Here is a 15,117-nt window from a genome sequence, read left to right on the forward strand (position 1 = left end):
CTGATCCATTGGTATTGTGTACAAATGTTTACAGGTATGATGATTCCGGGCAACAAACTGCCTCTGCTTTAGCCCTATACTGTAAGACCTTTCAGGCAGATATAGAGAGGAAATATCTCTGGCATTGAATTTACGGGTTAAGTGTCTACCCGTTTGATGATAGGGAATTGTAAACCATTTAAAAGTATTATGTCATGGCAACTGAAATAAAAGGGAAAAATACTGTTATTGTTAACCCGGTTGAACAATATCCTCAACCCGAATTTCTTGAACAGGAACAGGAACTACCGGGTTCAGAACAGAAAATGACAGCTAAGCCGGATCACGGTGAGAACACTTATAAGGGAAGTGGTAAACTGAAGGGACGAAAGGCCATTATTACAGGTGCCGACTCAGGAATAGGGAAGGCAGTGGCCATTGCTTATGCCAGGGAAGGCGCTGATGTGTTGATCTCTTATTTAAATGAAGAGGAAGATGCCAAGGAGGCGGCGGCTTATGTAGAAAAAGAGGGGAGGAAAGCCATTCTTTTTCCGGGTGATATCAGTGATGAGGCGCATTGTAAGGAAATGGTCGAGAGGGCCGTACGTGAGTTCGGCGGACTGGACATCCTGGTGAATAATGCTGCATTCCAGGTAGCGCACGAATCGCTGCAGGACATCTCAGGTGAGGAATGGGATAAAACGATCCGGGTGAATGTCACTGCCATGTTCTATTTGTGCAAGGCGGCAGAGCCTTACCTGCAACCGGGCAGTGCCGTCATTAATACGACTTCCGTCAATGCATATACTCCGAAACCTACGCTCATTCCTTACACCCTGACAAAGGCCGCGATCCAGAACTTTACAGCCACCTTAGCCCAGTTGTGGGGTGAGAAAGGCATCCGCGTGAATTGTGTAGCGCCAGGTCCTATCTGGACGCCACTGATTCCCGCCAGCTTTTCAGCGGAAGAAACAGCGAAGTTCGGCGCACAAACGCCTATGAAACGCCCTGGCCAGCCGGCTGAATTAGCGGCGGTATATGTTTTGCTGGCATCTCAGGAAGCCAGTTATATGTCTGGTGCCACTGTACCTGTTACAGGAGGCATGCCGACTATCTGATCGAAGAAAGGCTCAATACTGTTAAGACTAGCAAGGAAAGAACCGCATCTCAGACACTTGTCCGGGATACGGTTCTTTTTTCAGTTTGTTTTTAAATCAGTGTAAGATGAATCCCATAGTCGGATGGGCCGGATCTTCATAATCATTCAGCTTCCTTTCACGGCTTTCGTCTGCAAAGATCATCCCCGTACGGTCTTTGCCGTATTGGCGCCAGAGCGGACGGCCTTTTATGAAATCAACCCAGCGCTGATGCATCAGCACTGCCAGTGGTATATTGTGCGGCGTACTATGACCTGCTTCATACCAGACGTATTGTAACTCTTCCCCATGAGTAGCCGGAGCGCCTTTGTTAGGCTGTTCGAATGAATACATCCAGGTCTTACAACCGCCTGCAGCCAGCGCTTTCGCCAGGCGATAGGTATGCAATTGGTACATGTATCGGCTTAGTGTGACAATGGCAGCTGTGTCAGGGGGCAGGTTGTGGATCTTCTGCCATGCTTTATAACTGTATTTATAATTATCTCCGAACCAGTCGCTCAATACCGTTGAATCCGGCGTATATAAACGTTTATCGAGATTCATGAACAGCAGGGCTTCTGCTTTGTTGGTGCCCAGCAGTACACGGATATTTTTATCCGGATGATTCCTGACATAGCGTAAAGCATCTTCTTTGATCAGGATGCCATCCTGCGCAGGACCGAAATAGTTGGTGCCTTTAGCGCCTCCCAATACCTTATCCTGTGCTGTTATGAGGGTGGCCGTTGGCAGTTGCAGGAGCTCCGCAGGACTTGAAATGCCCAGCGTATCCATCAGTCGTTTACGGATGGCCTTTGCCGTGAGGGTGTCGCGGATACAATTTACAGCGCCGCTTTCCAGGATTAGCTGCCTGAAATATCCTTTGGCCGCGGGCGTTACCAGTAATGAAGAGATCAGTTTCGCGCCAGCTGATTCTCCGATCAGTGTTACACGGGAAGGATCTCCACCGAAGGCTTTGATGTTCTCTCTGATCCATTTCATCGCCATAATACAATCCAGTAAGGCATTGTTTCCTGCTGTCTCATAACCCGGCACATCATTCAGGTATAAGAAGCCAAATACGCCAAGGCGGTAATTGATCGTGATGGTGATGATACTATCGTTATGAGAAAAGGAATGGCCGTTCTGTCCGATACCACTACCGCCGGTCATTCCTCCACCATGTACCCATACCAGGATGGGCAGGCCTTTTGCAGGCTTCAGGGAAGGCGTATATATGTTAAGCTGCAGGCAATTTTCATCACCTTTTACTGTCTTCGTATCGCCTGCATATTGTGCTGCCACAGGCCCAAATTGAATGCAGGGAAGCGTATCTTTCCAGGGATGTACCGGCTGCGGTGCTTTAAAGCGAAGGGCGCCGGTGGGAGGAGCCGCATAGGGCACTCCTTTGAAAACATAAATGCCTTTCTCTACTATACCCTGGACGTACCCACGTGGTGTTTTGACAACAGGACCTTCCTGTCCGGATGCTTGAGTGTATGGTAACAATAGAAGGCAGGCAATAGCGAACGAGCGCATTACACTTATGGCTGAGGAAAAATACATAGTGGAATCGTAATTGAGCCAGCCAAGATAAGCATTCATGCTGACATCTTATTCGGACTTTTATCATGCAGTGAGCACTGGAAAGCATCTACTTTTTTTTATCCGCAGTAATAATAAATGTTGTCATTCCTGCGTACTGAATAGAGGCATGTACGTTGTATGTGTAACACAAACTATTGTGATGCTAAAACCCTAAGGGAAGGTAGTATTGCCGCCGCTTATGTGACGATGATCCTTCCGTAGACCCGCTACTGGCCCCCGGAAAAGGCAGCGGTGATTACGCCGGTCGGAACTTATTGTTATATAAGCAGTTGCAGATCTTGTGCTCAGCGTCTGAATTATTATAAAAGCTTTTTAATATTTTTGCTGCAATCGATTGCCTTTTTATTACATTTGTATTGACGAACTATATATTCTGTAGAAGAGTTATTCCCTTATGAACCAAATCTGAGTCAGAAATTTAAAACATTCCACGCATGACAAATTCACTTAACAAAACCGTTATTAGCAGCTCATAGTATGCAAACGTTTGCATTCCGGGGACGGAGTGTTGTGATGATGTGCCGGTAAAACACGGCATAGGCCTTTTATTGCCTTAAATGCCGGTTGGATACGGTATAAGCTTTCTATCGTTTTAGTCTTTTTGCCGCTGAAAACCGGCACAAGCCTTTTATTGTCTTTAAATACCAACGTTATGACTAATCATTTACTCCCAACGGGACTGGGGGTACGATGGCTCTATGCCAGAAGTATTCTGCCTGTTCTCCTCCTTTCAGCAGGATCCATTACAAAAGCTGCAGCAGCCAACTTAACAACGCCTGCGGCTGTCTATTTTCAGGACACTACAAAGTATCATATTATCAACGGGCGTATTACAGATGTAAACAAACAGCCCTTGCCCGGGGTGAGCGTATCATTGCAGGGAACTTCCTCCGGTACCGTCACCAATGAAGCTGGTACCTATAGCTTACGCGTAACTAAAAGTAAAGGAACACTTGTCTTTTCCTCCATGGGATTTCAGAAAAAGGAGATCCCGTTTTCCGGTCAGGCAAAATTTGATATCATCCTGGAACCGGATCAGAAAGCGTTGGGTGAGGTAGTTGTAGTGGGATACGGCACCCAAAAGAAAGTGAATCTCGTAGGGTCTGTTTCTGTTGTGAAAATGGATGAGAAGGTTACCAGCAGGGCACTACCCAATACCTCTTCCGCCCTTTCCGGACTGGCGCCCGGGCTGGCGGTGACACAGTCTTCCGGGATGGCGGGCAACAATGCCGCGAGCCTGATCATCCGTGGACTAGGTACCGTTAATAATGCCAGTCCGCTGGTAGTCGTAGACGGTATGCCTGATGTGGACATTAACCGCATCAACATGAATGATATAGAGACCATCTCCATTTTAAAAGATGCTACCTCTGCTTCGGTGTATGGTTCCAGGGCGGCAAACGGCGTGATCCTGATCACTACTAAATCAGGAAAAGGGCAAAAGAAAACAGCGATCAGTTTCTCCGGTGGTTATGCTGTTGAAGTACCTACCCGTTCATATGAGTTCATGGCTGATTATGCACGGGCGCTGACCTTACATCAGCGTGCGGCAGCAGTGAACACCCGCCGGGAAGATTACTATTTTAAAGATGGTACCATAGATCAATGGATGGCCATGGGCATGGTAGACCCGCTGCGGTTTCCTAATACAGACTGGTGGAACGTCATCATGCGCGACGGGCAGCTCCAGAACTATAATCTCTCTGCATCAGGAGGAACCGAGAACTCCAACTTCTATATATCCGCAGGTATTATGAATGAAAAAGGATTACAGATCAACAACGACTTTAAGCGTTACAATGTCCGTTTCAACTATGATAATAAACTGCGTAAAAATATAAATGCCGGTGTGCGTTTCAATGGTAACTGGTCCAAGTATACCTATGCGCTGGCAGATGGTTATACAGATGATGACGCCTCTAATACAGCCGGATTTGATCTGCAGTATGCCATTGCCGGTATCTCACCTTATGATCCCCTGACGGGATATTATGGGGGCGTAATGGCGTACAATGAAGATCCGCAAGCATACAATCCATATACGGTATATCAGAACAATCTGAACCGTCAGAACAGGCAGGAAGCCAGTGCCATGACATATGTAGATTGGGAACCGATAAAAGGGCTGGTAGGACGCGTTGACTATACGTTGAACTATTATAACCAGTTCCGCTGGAATGCCAGTATCCCCAATCGTTCCTTTAACTTCCAGACAGGCACTTTCGGCAGCCGTGTATATGTTGGCGACAATGCCGGCGTGGGCAACTATACCAATACCGGTTATAAAACAATGCTGAACGGACGCCTGACCTATCAGCACAGCTTTGGTGCTAATCATGATATCAGCCTGTTGGGCGTATATAGTGAGGAATTCTGGTATGACCGTTACCAGGGCACTTCACGTAATGACAGGTTGTATCCTACCTTACATGAAGTGGATGCCGCACTTACGGATATACAGTCTACCGGAGGGAACTCCAGTACCGAAGGCCTTCGCTCCTATATCGGTCGTGTGAATTACACCGCTTTCGGCAAATACCTGTTTGAAGCGAATTTCCGTTATGACGGTTCTTCCCGTTTCCTGCCGGGACATCAATATGGCTTTTTCCCTTCTGCTGCTTTGGGATGGCGCTTTACAGAAGAGGGCTTCATCAATGCTTTCACGCATCGCTTCCTCAGTAATGGTAAACTGCGCCTCTCTTATGGCGGATTGGGTAATAACAGTGGTGTGGGCCGTTATGAGCAGCAGGGTACACTGGGTGCCAGCAACTACATGATAGACGGTACGATCATGAAAGGTTTTGTTAACCAGAAGATGGTGAACCCGAACCTGTCCTGGGAATCGACCAAGGTGCTGAATATCGGTCTGGACCTGAGCTTCTTCGACAATCGCCTGACGACGGAACTGGATTACTACAACCGTCTGACAACAGGCATGAACCGTCCGTCGGAGATGTCTATTCTGCTTACAGGTGCCTATGATGCACCGCGCAAAAACATCGGTAACCTGCGTAACAAAGGTGTCGAGTTGAATCTCGGTTGGTCGGATAAGGTGGGAGAAGTGAAGTACGGATTCAACTTTAATGCTTCCTATAATACTACCACGCTTGAGAAGTGGAATGAGTTCCTCGGCAGGGGGTGGGTATTCCTGGATATGCCTTATCATTTCCTGTACACTTATGAGGATGTGGGTATTGCCCAGACATGGCAGGATGTGTATAGTCATACGCCACAGGGCGCTTCTCCGGGAGATCTTATCCGTAAGGACCTGAATGGCGACGGACGTATAGACGGTAATGACATGAAGGCTTATCCTAATGTACAGCGTGACAGGCCTACTACGATGGGAGCCTTGAGCCCTGTTGTTTCCTGGAAGGGCATTCAGCTGTCCTGCCTCATCACAGGCGCTACCGGTCGTAAGGATTTCTGGATCAATAATTACAACAACATCAACTTCGGTTTACAGCGCTATGCTTCGAGCTGGAATCACTGGAATAATCCGTGGTCAGTAGAAAACCGTGATGGTGAATGGCCTCGTCTGGGTGGCAGTAACAACAGGGTGGAGACCTCCTTCTGGCTGGACGATCTCAGTTATATCCGCTTCAAGAATATTATGCTGTCGTACAGCTTCCCCAAGAAGTTACTGGATAGGATAGGCCTCGCCAGCTTCCGCATTTATGGGGCGACAGAGAATATTGCCACGATCACCTCGTTCCGCGGACTTGATCCTGAGCTGACGGGGAACAGGAGTAATGCGTATCCGTTGAACAGATCTTATTCGATGGGTTTAAACATCAGTTTATAAATGTCATGATCATGAAACTAACAACTGTTAAAATATATATCGCAGGTATGTTGTGTCTTTGGGCCTTCTTTACCAGCAGCTGTACAAAAGATCTGCTGCACAGGGAGCCGACCACAGAGCTGGGTACCGCTTCCTTCTGGAAAACTGAGGCAGATGCCACCTATGCCCTGATGGGCGCTTATGCAGATATCAGACCGCTTTTTGACCGTGATTACTATTTCGACGGTCAGGGAGAATATATCAGGACCCGTGGCACCAGTACTGCCAGCGGTAACCTGCAAAAGGGCGATGCCTATAATGGCGGGGACTATAGTCCTTCCGGTTATGGCGACAACTTTGACAAAATGTATGAGCATCTTTATGGCGGTGTACACCGTGCTAATTACGTGATTGAGAACGTGAGAAAGATGCTGCCATCAGTCAGTGAAACCTCCTTGCCGCAGCTGGAAAGAGTGGTGGCAGAGGCCCGTCTGCTCAGGGCGATGGTCTATTTCCGTTTAATCTCTATGTGGGGGGATGTGCCCTATATCGACCACGTGATATACGATAATTCGGAGGTAGCCAATATGACCCGTACACCGCTGGCACAGGTGAAAGATTCCATCCTTGCGGACCTCACGTATGCTTTTGACAAACTACCGGTGAAAGCACCGGAACTTGGCCGCGCTTCGAAGCCAGCAGCGCTGGCTTTCCGGGGTAAGGTACAACTGTACTGGGCCTGCTGGAACAAATTCGGCTGGCCGGAGCTGGATACCTTCACACCGGATGAAGGCAAAGGAAACGAGGCGTACAAGGCTGCTGCCGATGATTTTAATAAAGTGATCAATGACTATGGTCTGACGCTTTTCAGAGGCGGAGAACCGGGTGAATGTGATGTATTGGGGAAGGCAGATAAACTGCCCAACTACTACTATCTGTTCACATCTGTAGCCAACGGAGATGCAGAAATGATCATGTCCTTTACACATGGCGGTACGGGCACCAACCAGGGAGAAGAACTGATGCGTGATGTAGCCGGCCGTTCCCATGAAGGTTCCCAATGTTGGGTATCTCCCCGGTATGAGATCGCGGATAGGTATCAATCGACTATTACAGGCGATTTTGCGCCTAAACTGATCCCGATGAACCCTACTACTGCCGGCGCAAGAACAGCCCCTAATTCGGCTGTAAATCCCCAAAGCTATGCAAACCGCGATTACAGGATGAAGTCTTCCATTATGTGGGATTTCGAAGTGAGCGTTGGTATGATCTCACTGAAATCGACCGGCTGGGTACCATTCATCTACAAGACCTGGAATCAGCCGGTAACTATTGATGGGGTGAAATACACGACCTATAATACGGATGGCTGTAACTCCGGTTATGTGCTGCGTAAGTTCCTTCGTAATACGGCTGGTCTGGGCCGCAGCGATGGCACCTATAGCTATCCTGTGATGCGCCTGGCGGATGTTTACCTGATGTATGCAGAAGCTACGAATGCCATAAACGGTCCGCAGGCAGATGCCATCGCGCTGGTAAACAGGGTGCGTCACCGTGGCAACCTGCCGCCGCTGGCAGGAGATAAAACAGCCAGTAAGGAGGCATTTTTCAGTGCTATTGAACAGGAGCGAATTGTGGAACTGTTCGGAGAGGGACAGCGTTCATTTGACATTCGTCGCTGGAGAGCGATCGAGCGGGTATGGAATCCACCTTATGGGAATGGTGTATGGCGTATCGATAGCTATGGCGTACAGATGTCCCGCTATTTCCAGAATATGTCTGAGCGGGAATACCAGCAATGCTACATTTTCAGGATACCACCGGGAGAGCGTAACAGGAACCCTAACCTGACACAGAATACCCCCTGGCTGTAATTCATTCACTTATTAAAAACCGACACGATGAAAAGATATTCCGCTATACTCCTGTTACTGCTCATGACCACTTTGGGCTGGATGGGCTGCAAAAAGGATGATGCCCCTATTGATGAAGATGGTCTGCTGATCACTACCCGTGCAGAATGTTATGTCAGCAATTTTGAACTGCTGGGTTCCGATTTCCAGACAGTACGTACCAGGAATGCCGTGATAGATACGGTAGCCTGTACCATCAATGTGACCGTTTTCTTTGGCACAGACCTGAAGAACCTGTTCCCGCAGTTTACATTGGTAACAGATGCGAAACTGGATCCGAAGATCACTGGTTTTACTGATTTTTCTGACCTGGCCAATCCAAGGAGCTATACGGTTATTGCCGGCAACAGGCAGGTGAGAAAGACTTATAAAGTGATCGTTGCTGTGCAGCCAAGGTAGTATTGACATTTAAACATGCTTTTTATGAACACTAAATATCTCGGATATACATTATGGTTCTTCTCGCTGTGCCTGTCTATGGTGGCGTGTAAGGACGACAAATACACTGTTCCGCAGCCTAAAAATCAGCTGCAGAATGACTGTATCAAAAGAACGTTGGGCCCCAATGTGGCTGGATTGAAAATAGAGTTTGCCTATGCAATGGCGCTGCCTGCTGCAAGAGGTAAGATTGTGTCTGCACAGGTGGAAGCATCTATACCCGGTGATGCAGCGACCTACCTGGAGAACAAGTCTTATTATACAAATGGTAGTGGTGAGGACGTTGGTATCCCTATCGGTGATCCTTCTGTGAATGAAGGCGCCGTTACAAAGGTTACGTTCACCAAAGACACCAATGCGGTGACGCTCAGGTATTACTATGTGATACCGCCCACTGCGAAGGGGAAAGAGGTGAAGTTCACTTTCTCTGCGAAGAGCAGTAATGGGGAGACGGTTTCTTATGTGATGGGGCCATACACTATTTCCAATATGGATATGGTGCTTGACCTGCCGGTGAAGAATGGGGATGCGTGTTATATTTCCATTGCAGATATGGCGGTTTATAATGCTGCAGACGCTGCGGCGAATGCAGCCAAAATAGATCTTGTGTACCTGTATAGAGCTATTTCCGACGTTTCATTTAATCATGCACTGGTATCTCCGGCGGCAGATACCACTTATCTTCCTGGTGTGGTATTGCCTACCGGTGTGAACAGGGATACGAAGATCCGTAAGACCTGGAACCTGAGAGACCGGCATCTCGCACGACTGCAGTATGGTATTTATATTGACGACCTGGATTTCCAGCAGCTGGATATGAAAGGGTCTCCTGATTATGCCATCAATCTTAAATCAGAAGCAGGCGCCTGGGTGGAAACAGCAGATGGGAAATACCGCGCCTACATCTATATGAATAAGGTGGATGACGCGAAGAAAAGCGCTACTATCAGTATGAAACGTTATACACTTAAATAAATTAATGCTTTTATGAAGATGCCTGCATTAGAGGTTTGTATGATGCTGATCCTGGCGCTGTTTGTTTGCATGAATACCCTGATGGCGCAATCGCCGCCGGAAACTTTCCTGGTCAAGCCAGGGAAGCTGCTGGAAGTGAAACGGAAGATCGCGCGGCAGGAACCCGCCATGCAGCAGGCGCTGACGGAACTGATTTCCATAGCTGATAAGTCACTGAAGAACGGGCCTTATTCTGTCGTGTATAAGGATAAGGCGCCGCCCAGTGGCGACAAGCATGACTATATGAGTGTGGGGCCGTACTGGTGGCCTGACACAAGCAAGGCGAACGGACTACCCTATATCCGTAAGGATGGGCAGGTGAATCCGGAACGTTATACGATCAAAGATGATGAGTACCAGAATGCCATGTCCCGGGATGTATATTTCCTGGGCCTGGCCTGGTTCTACACTGGTGATGAGCGATATGCTGCTCATGCTACGGAACTATTGCGTACCTGGTTCCTCGATCCTGCTACGCGGATGAACCCGAATCTGAATTATGCGCAGGCCATTCCCGGTATTACAGATGGCAGGGGGATCGGGTTGATCGATACCCATAATGTAACCATGCTGATAGATGGCGTGCAGTTGCTGAAAGGTTCAAAGTCCTTATCTGCCGAGACATACAAAGGCGTCCAAAACTGGTACAGGGAATTCCTGCAATGGATGCGTACCAGTCCTATTGGCCTGGATGAAGCGGACGAAATGAATAATCATGGCACCTGGTATGACGTACAGCAGGTAATGATAGCGCTGTTCACTGGTCAGGAGCAACTGGCCAGACAGATGCTGGAAGAGCAGACGAGGAAGCGGATAGACCTGCAGCTGGAAACGGATGGTCGCCAGCCAAAAGAACTGGCCAGAACGCTTTCGTGGAACTATTCCCTGTTTAATCTACGGGCGTTTTTTGAACTGGCTTTACTGGCGGAAAATGTGAATGTTGATCTGTGGAACTATGAAAGTCCCGGTAAGAAAAGTTTGAAGAAAGCATATACCTGGTTGCTACCTTATGCCACAGGAAAGAAAGACTGGGATTATCAGCAGATCAAACCGAAACACGATGAGGAATTCCTGGAGCTGTCGGAGGTAGCCGCAAAGAAATATACAGACATTGATCTGGCGGCACTCCGGAAACAGCACGGGGAACTCCGGAATAATTTATTGCTACTCACCGACTGGGCATATTAAAACAAAGGTCTCATGAAGAAAATGATCGTTTTCACCTACATGCTGTTATTGCTGGGAGGTCAGCTATCTGCGCAGAACCTGTTGAGTGGCCGGTATACGCCGGCACAACTGGCAGAGAAACTGATACCGCATGACAAATGGGAACCATTCCCTCATATAGAAAACCGGGCAGGATGGGAGAAAGCCGATCCTGCAATAGGAGCGGCTATTATTAAGAAAGCAGAAGCCTACCTGAATTATGAATGGCCGGGTATTCCTGCTGTAAAATCCTTGCTCATTATCCGTAATGGGAACCGTACAGAGTACCAGGATATCAGTAGTAAAAAAAGAGAAGTATTGGGTACGTTGTTGCTGGCGGAAGTGTACGAACATAAGGGCCGTTTCACCGACCAGGTGGTGAATGGTGTATGGTCTATCTGTGAGGAATCTTTCTGGGGCGCACCTGCGCATCTGCCAAGGTCTTTTGATGGACTGATGGATGTATCAGCACCCTTTGTGGAACTGTTCTCCGCGGAGACGGCTACCTTGCTGGCATGGGTCGACTATTTCCTGGGAGCTGAGCTGGATAAGGTTTCTCCGCAGGTCAGGAAACGGATCTACTACGAGACCAATAAGCGGATATTCGAGCCACTGATGACCAAACATCATGGGTGGATGAGTACAAGCAGTAGTGGCAGGCGTCCCAACAACTGGAATCCCTGGATCTGTTCCAACTGGCTGAATGCCGTATTACTGCTAGAGAAAGATGATAGTAAACGGGTAGCGGCGGTATCAAAGCTGCTGGGCGTACTGGATGAGTTCCTGAATCCTTATCCTGCCGATGGTGGCTGTGACGAAGGACCCGGATACTGGGGTGCAGCCGCGGCTTCTTTATACGATAATGTCTCTTTACTGAACCTGGCGACCAACAATGCTTTTGCCTATGTGTATGCTGACAAAAAAGTGGGGGAGATGGGCCGGTTCATTTACAGGGCGCAGATCAGTGAGCGTTACTTCCTGGATTTTGCCGATGCAGATCCTCAACCGGGTATGGCGGCCAGTATGATCTACCGTTTTGGTAAGGATATTCAGGATACGGCCATGATGCGTTTCGGGGCGTATTATCTGAAGAATGAGAACCCGGCTTCTATAAGAGGGTACCATTATTTCAGGCACCTGTTTGTACTGTTCATGCAGGATGAATTGCAACATGCAGATAAGGGGCTGGTGTTACCGGGCGATGTCTGGTGGCCTGACCTGCAGGTAATGATAGCCCGCGACAGGAATGGCAGTACGGATGGCTTCTTTGTGGCTGCCCAGGGTGGGCATAATGACGAGAGCCATAACCATAATGATGTGGGCAATTATGTGGTGTACCACGACGGATTGCCGGTGCTGATAGACGTAGGGCGGGGTACGTATACCGCCAAAACTTTCAGCAGTAAGCGATATGATATCTGGTATAACCGTTCTGACTATCATAATGTGCCTACTGTAAATGGCTATCCCCAGTCAGCAGGCAGCCAGTTTAAAGCGGAAAAGGTGGTGTACAACAAAACGGCATCGGCCAGTACACTGGCTATGGATATCCGCGAAGCGTATCCGGAGAAGGCAGGCATAAAGAAATGGCAGCGGAGCATCCGCCTTAACAAGGGGAAAAATGTACAGATAGAAGATGATCTGCAGCTGGAGGGGGACGGACAGGTGACGGAACATTTGATGACCTGCTATCCGACAGAAGTGCTAAGGCCGGGCGTATTGGTGATACACCGGAAGGAGGGAGGTGCATCGAAAGACTTTTACCTGCATTATCCTGCAAAGGATCTTGTGGCCAGTATAGAGAAAGTGCCTTTGCAAACAGAGGAAGATGGAGGCGTAAGGCAGAAGTGGGGCGATAATATTTACAGGATCAACCTGGAAGGAAAAATAAAGTCGCAGGGTAAGCTGAAATTTTTTGTAGCATCTATGTAGAATTTTAATAAAAAAAGAACCGGCAGGTGTTCACCTGCCGGGTTTGCATTAATTCACTATGACTACCTGTTATGATTACACTCTTTTACTTATTTACCAACTATACCAGCTAATTTCTCTGACAGTTGACTCCCTTTCAGATTTCTGGCAATAATATTTCCGGCGCCGTCTATCAGCACGTTCTGCGGAACTGCAGAGACATTATAAAGTTCGGCGATCTCGTTTCTAAGGAATTTCAGATCGGATATATTGTATCCTGGCATCCTGTCTTCAGCGATAGCTTTTACCCATGGTTCCTTACGTTCTTCCAGTGCGATGTTGATCACGGTTACGTCTTTCGCGGTGTAAGGCTTCAGGATCTGCTTCAGCTGTTGGTTTTCCAGTCTGGACGCTGCAGACCAGCTGGCCCAGAAGTTCAGCAGTACTACTTTTCCTTTGAAGGAAGAAAGTGTTACCCTGTTACCATCAGGATCTTTTTCAGAGAACTCGCGGGCTACAGCACCTACGGCTGTCAGCTTTGATGTCTCGATCTTTTTCAGGTATGCTTTACCTTTCGCGGATGTTTTTGTTGGGTCTGCCAGTGATTTGAACAAAGGCTCTACATCACGGTAGTCGATAAAAGCGCCTGCGTATTCTTCAAGGATATCCAGGCTGATATACATCTCGGGATGCTGCTGGATAAACTCTTTCATTTTCTGTTTTCTGTAGTCCATTGCAGCACGGAAATGCTCCATATAGTTGCTTTTTGCAGCAAGGGCTTTTTCCGTTACATCATTCTGCAATGTGTTGGATGATTCAGCGGTCAGCAACGTCAGTTTTTCTTCCGCATCTGCCATGAATTTCTCATACACTTTATAATCATCCTGGGACTTCGAACCGTTGGACTCGAAGTTAGCGATGCTTTCGTCGGATGTCAACCACACGATTGAACCTGGTTCTACATATAGATGTGCAATATCCTTTGCGTTAAAGAAAGTCTGCGGCTCCCCATCCCGGCTTACAGTCAGCAGAATGTTTGTTGGATAAGAAACCGGCCTGTCGAATGAGAAATTACCATTGTCAACATCCGCAGAGTCATATACACTTTTGCCGTCAAAAGTGTAACCAATGTATACCTTGGCCGGAGCCTGTAATCTTCCGAGCTTTCCTTTAATCTGAAAGGATTGTGCAAAGGCTGGCATAGTCATGCAGCAGGCTGCAAGAACCATTAAGCTTCTGTTCATCTGTTTTACCTTTATTATTATGGTTACACGAATTATTAAAGTAGATTCAAAATCTAACGCGCATTATATTGAATGAACCCTTTGCATATAAGACAACATTTAATACCCGATATGCGTACAAGGGTTAAAAAAAAATTTAAAGTATATAGCTGGGAAATGTGTCTATGTAGATATTATAAGTATCCAAAATGCGGGAGGCTGGAATACATAATTGATTTATTATATGGGACTTATGAGAGGAGAGATGGCTATAAGCGGGCGGAAAATCCCCTGAAAAAATATTTTGAGCAAATAGGCTTAAACGTAATTAAGTAGCTGGTAATCAGTGAGAAAATATTTTTAAAAATATTTTCGGGAGAGCAGTGAAAACTTTTTTATCCGCATAACGAATAAAAATTGCTTTTAAATATAAAAAAATGTTAAATTGTAAGGGAACACGAACCTTTTACCGAATTATTAAAGATTATCCCTATGACAAAGCGCGCACTAAACCTATTTCTTATTGTCATGCTGGCAATGTTTTCATTCAGTACTTCTGTTGCAAATGCCCATGATATCAAACCTCCCTTTACTGAAATAGGATACCAGACCGACGGAGATTATTATTATACATTTTACGTTGACTTGTCTAAGGACGGTCCTAACGCTATCGCTTATATACAGGTACAGAGAAATACAACAGGAGAAATACTGAAGCTGGATAATTTCAGTGGTAAGGTAATGCTGTTGAATCCTGTACAATTCAGCATAAAGGATAAAGCCACTGTGGCATTCTTTGATGGGAATAAACTGATTTCCAAGGACCTGAAAGGTGCATTACAAGGTAGTGTAAAACCCTGATCAATTCTATATACCAGATAAATGTCCCGTAACCGGTTTATTATGTA

10 protein-coding genes are annotated in these 15,117 nt (G+C 47.1%); 8 read left to right on the forward strand and 2 right to left on the reverse strand.

Annotated elements, in window-relative coordinates; genetic code table 11:
* Positions 1 to 194 precede the first annotated feature (194 nt).
* A complete protein-coding gene (locus CLV42_RS27750; protein ID WP_106605200.1) occupies positions 195 to 1,097 on the forward strand; it encodes a glucose 1-dehydrogenase in 903 nt (300 codons plus the stop codon).
* 96 nt (positions 1,098 to 1,193) lie between these two features.
* Here CLV42_RS27750 and CLV42_RS27755 read toward each other — a convergent pair whose 3' ends face one another.
* The gene (locus CLV42_RS27755) at positions 1,194 to 2,717 is read right to left on the reverse strand and encodes a carboxylesterase/lipase family protein (RefSeq protein WP_106605201.1); all 1,524 of its coding nucleotides are present in this window, start codon (positions 2,715 to 2,717) and stop codon (positions 1,194 to 1,196) included.
* 655 nt (positions 2,718 to 3,372) lie between these two features.
* Between CLV42_RS27755 and CLV42_RS27760 the strand changes: the two genes are divergently transcribed.
* Genes CLV42_RS27760 through CLV42_RS27785 form a run of 6 tightly spaced genes read left to right on the forward strand, consistent with a single transcriptional unit; the run spans position 3,373 to position 13,007 of the window.
* On the forward strand, positions 3,373 to 6,525 hold the full coding sequence (locus tag CLV42_RS27760) for a SusC/RagA family TonB-linked outer membrane protein (protein ID WP_106605202.1): 3,153 nt from the start codon (positions 3,373 to 3,375) through the stop codon (positions 6,523 to 6,525).
* An 11-nt stretch (positions 6,526 to 6,536) separates the two neighbouring features.
* Positions 6,537 to 8,378 carry a RagB/SusD family nutrient uptake outer membrane protein gene (locus CLV42_RS27765; protein WP_106605243.1) on the forward strand — a complete coding sequence of 614 codons (1,842 nt, stop codon included), beginning with the start codon at positions 6,537 to 6,539 and terminating at the stop codon, positions 8,376 to 8,378.
* Between the two features lie 27 nt (positions 8,379 to 8,405).
* Positions 8,406 to 8,816 (forward strand): hypothetical protein, encoded by a 411-nt coding sequence (locus tag CLV42_RS27770; protein ID WP_106605203.1) that lies wholly within the window; start codon positions 8,406 to 8,408, stop codon positions 8,814 to 8,816.
* A 24-nt stretch (positions 8,817 to 8,840) separates the two neighbouring features.
* Positions 8,841 to 9,830 carry a DUF4466 family protein gene (locus tag CLV42_RS27775; protein WP_106605204.1) on the forward strand — a complete coding sequence of 330 codons (990 nt, stop codon included), beginning with the start codon at positions 8,841 to 8,843 and terminating at the stop codon, positions 9,828 to 9,830.
* A 12-nt stretch (positions 9,831 to 9,842) separates the two neighbouring features.
* Positions 9,843 to 11,057 (forward strand): alginate lyase family protein, encoded by a 1,215-nt coding sequence (locus CLV42_RS27780; protein ID WP_245901748.1) that lies wholly within the window; start codon positions 9,843 to 9,845, stop codon positions 11,055 to 11,057.
* Between the two features lie 12 nt (positions 11,058 to 11,069).
* A complete protein-coding gene (locus CLV42_RS27785; protein WP_106605205.1) occupies positions 11,070 to 13,007 on the forward strand; it encodes a heparinase II/III domain-containing protein in 1,938 nt (645 codons plus the stop codon).
* Between the two features lie 89 nt (positions 13,008 to 13,096).
* Here the strand turns inward: CLV42_RS27785 and CLV42_RS27790 are convergent, their stop codons facing one another.
* Positions 13,097 to 14,230 carry a redoxin domain-containing protein gene (locus CLV42_RS27790; protein WP_106605206.1) on the reverse strand — a complete coding sequence of 378 codons (1,134 nt, stop codon included), beginning with the start codon at positions 14,228 to 14,230 and terminating at the stop codon, positions 13,097 to 13,099.
* Between the two features lie 471 nt (positions 14,231 to 14,701).
* Between CLV42_RS27790 and CLV42_RS27800 the strand changes: the two genes are divergently transcribed.
* Complete coding sequence (locus CLV42_RS27800) at positions 14,702 to 15,070, forward strand: hypothetical protein (protein ID WP_146154502.1); 369 nt, start codon at positions 14,702 to 14,704, stop codon at positions 15,068 to 15,070.
* The last annotated feature ends 47 nt before the right edge of the window (positions 15,071 to 15,117 follow it).

Source organism: Chitinophaga ginsengisoli, from assembly GCF_003014595.1.
Lineage (GTDB): Bacteria > Bacteroidota > Bacteroidia > Chitinophagales > Chitinophagaceae > Chitinophaga > Chitinophaga ginsengisoli.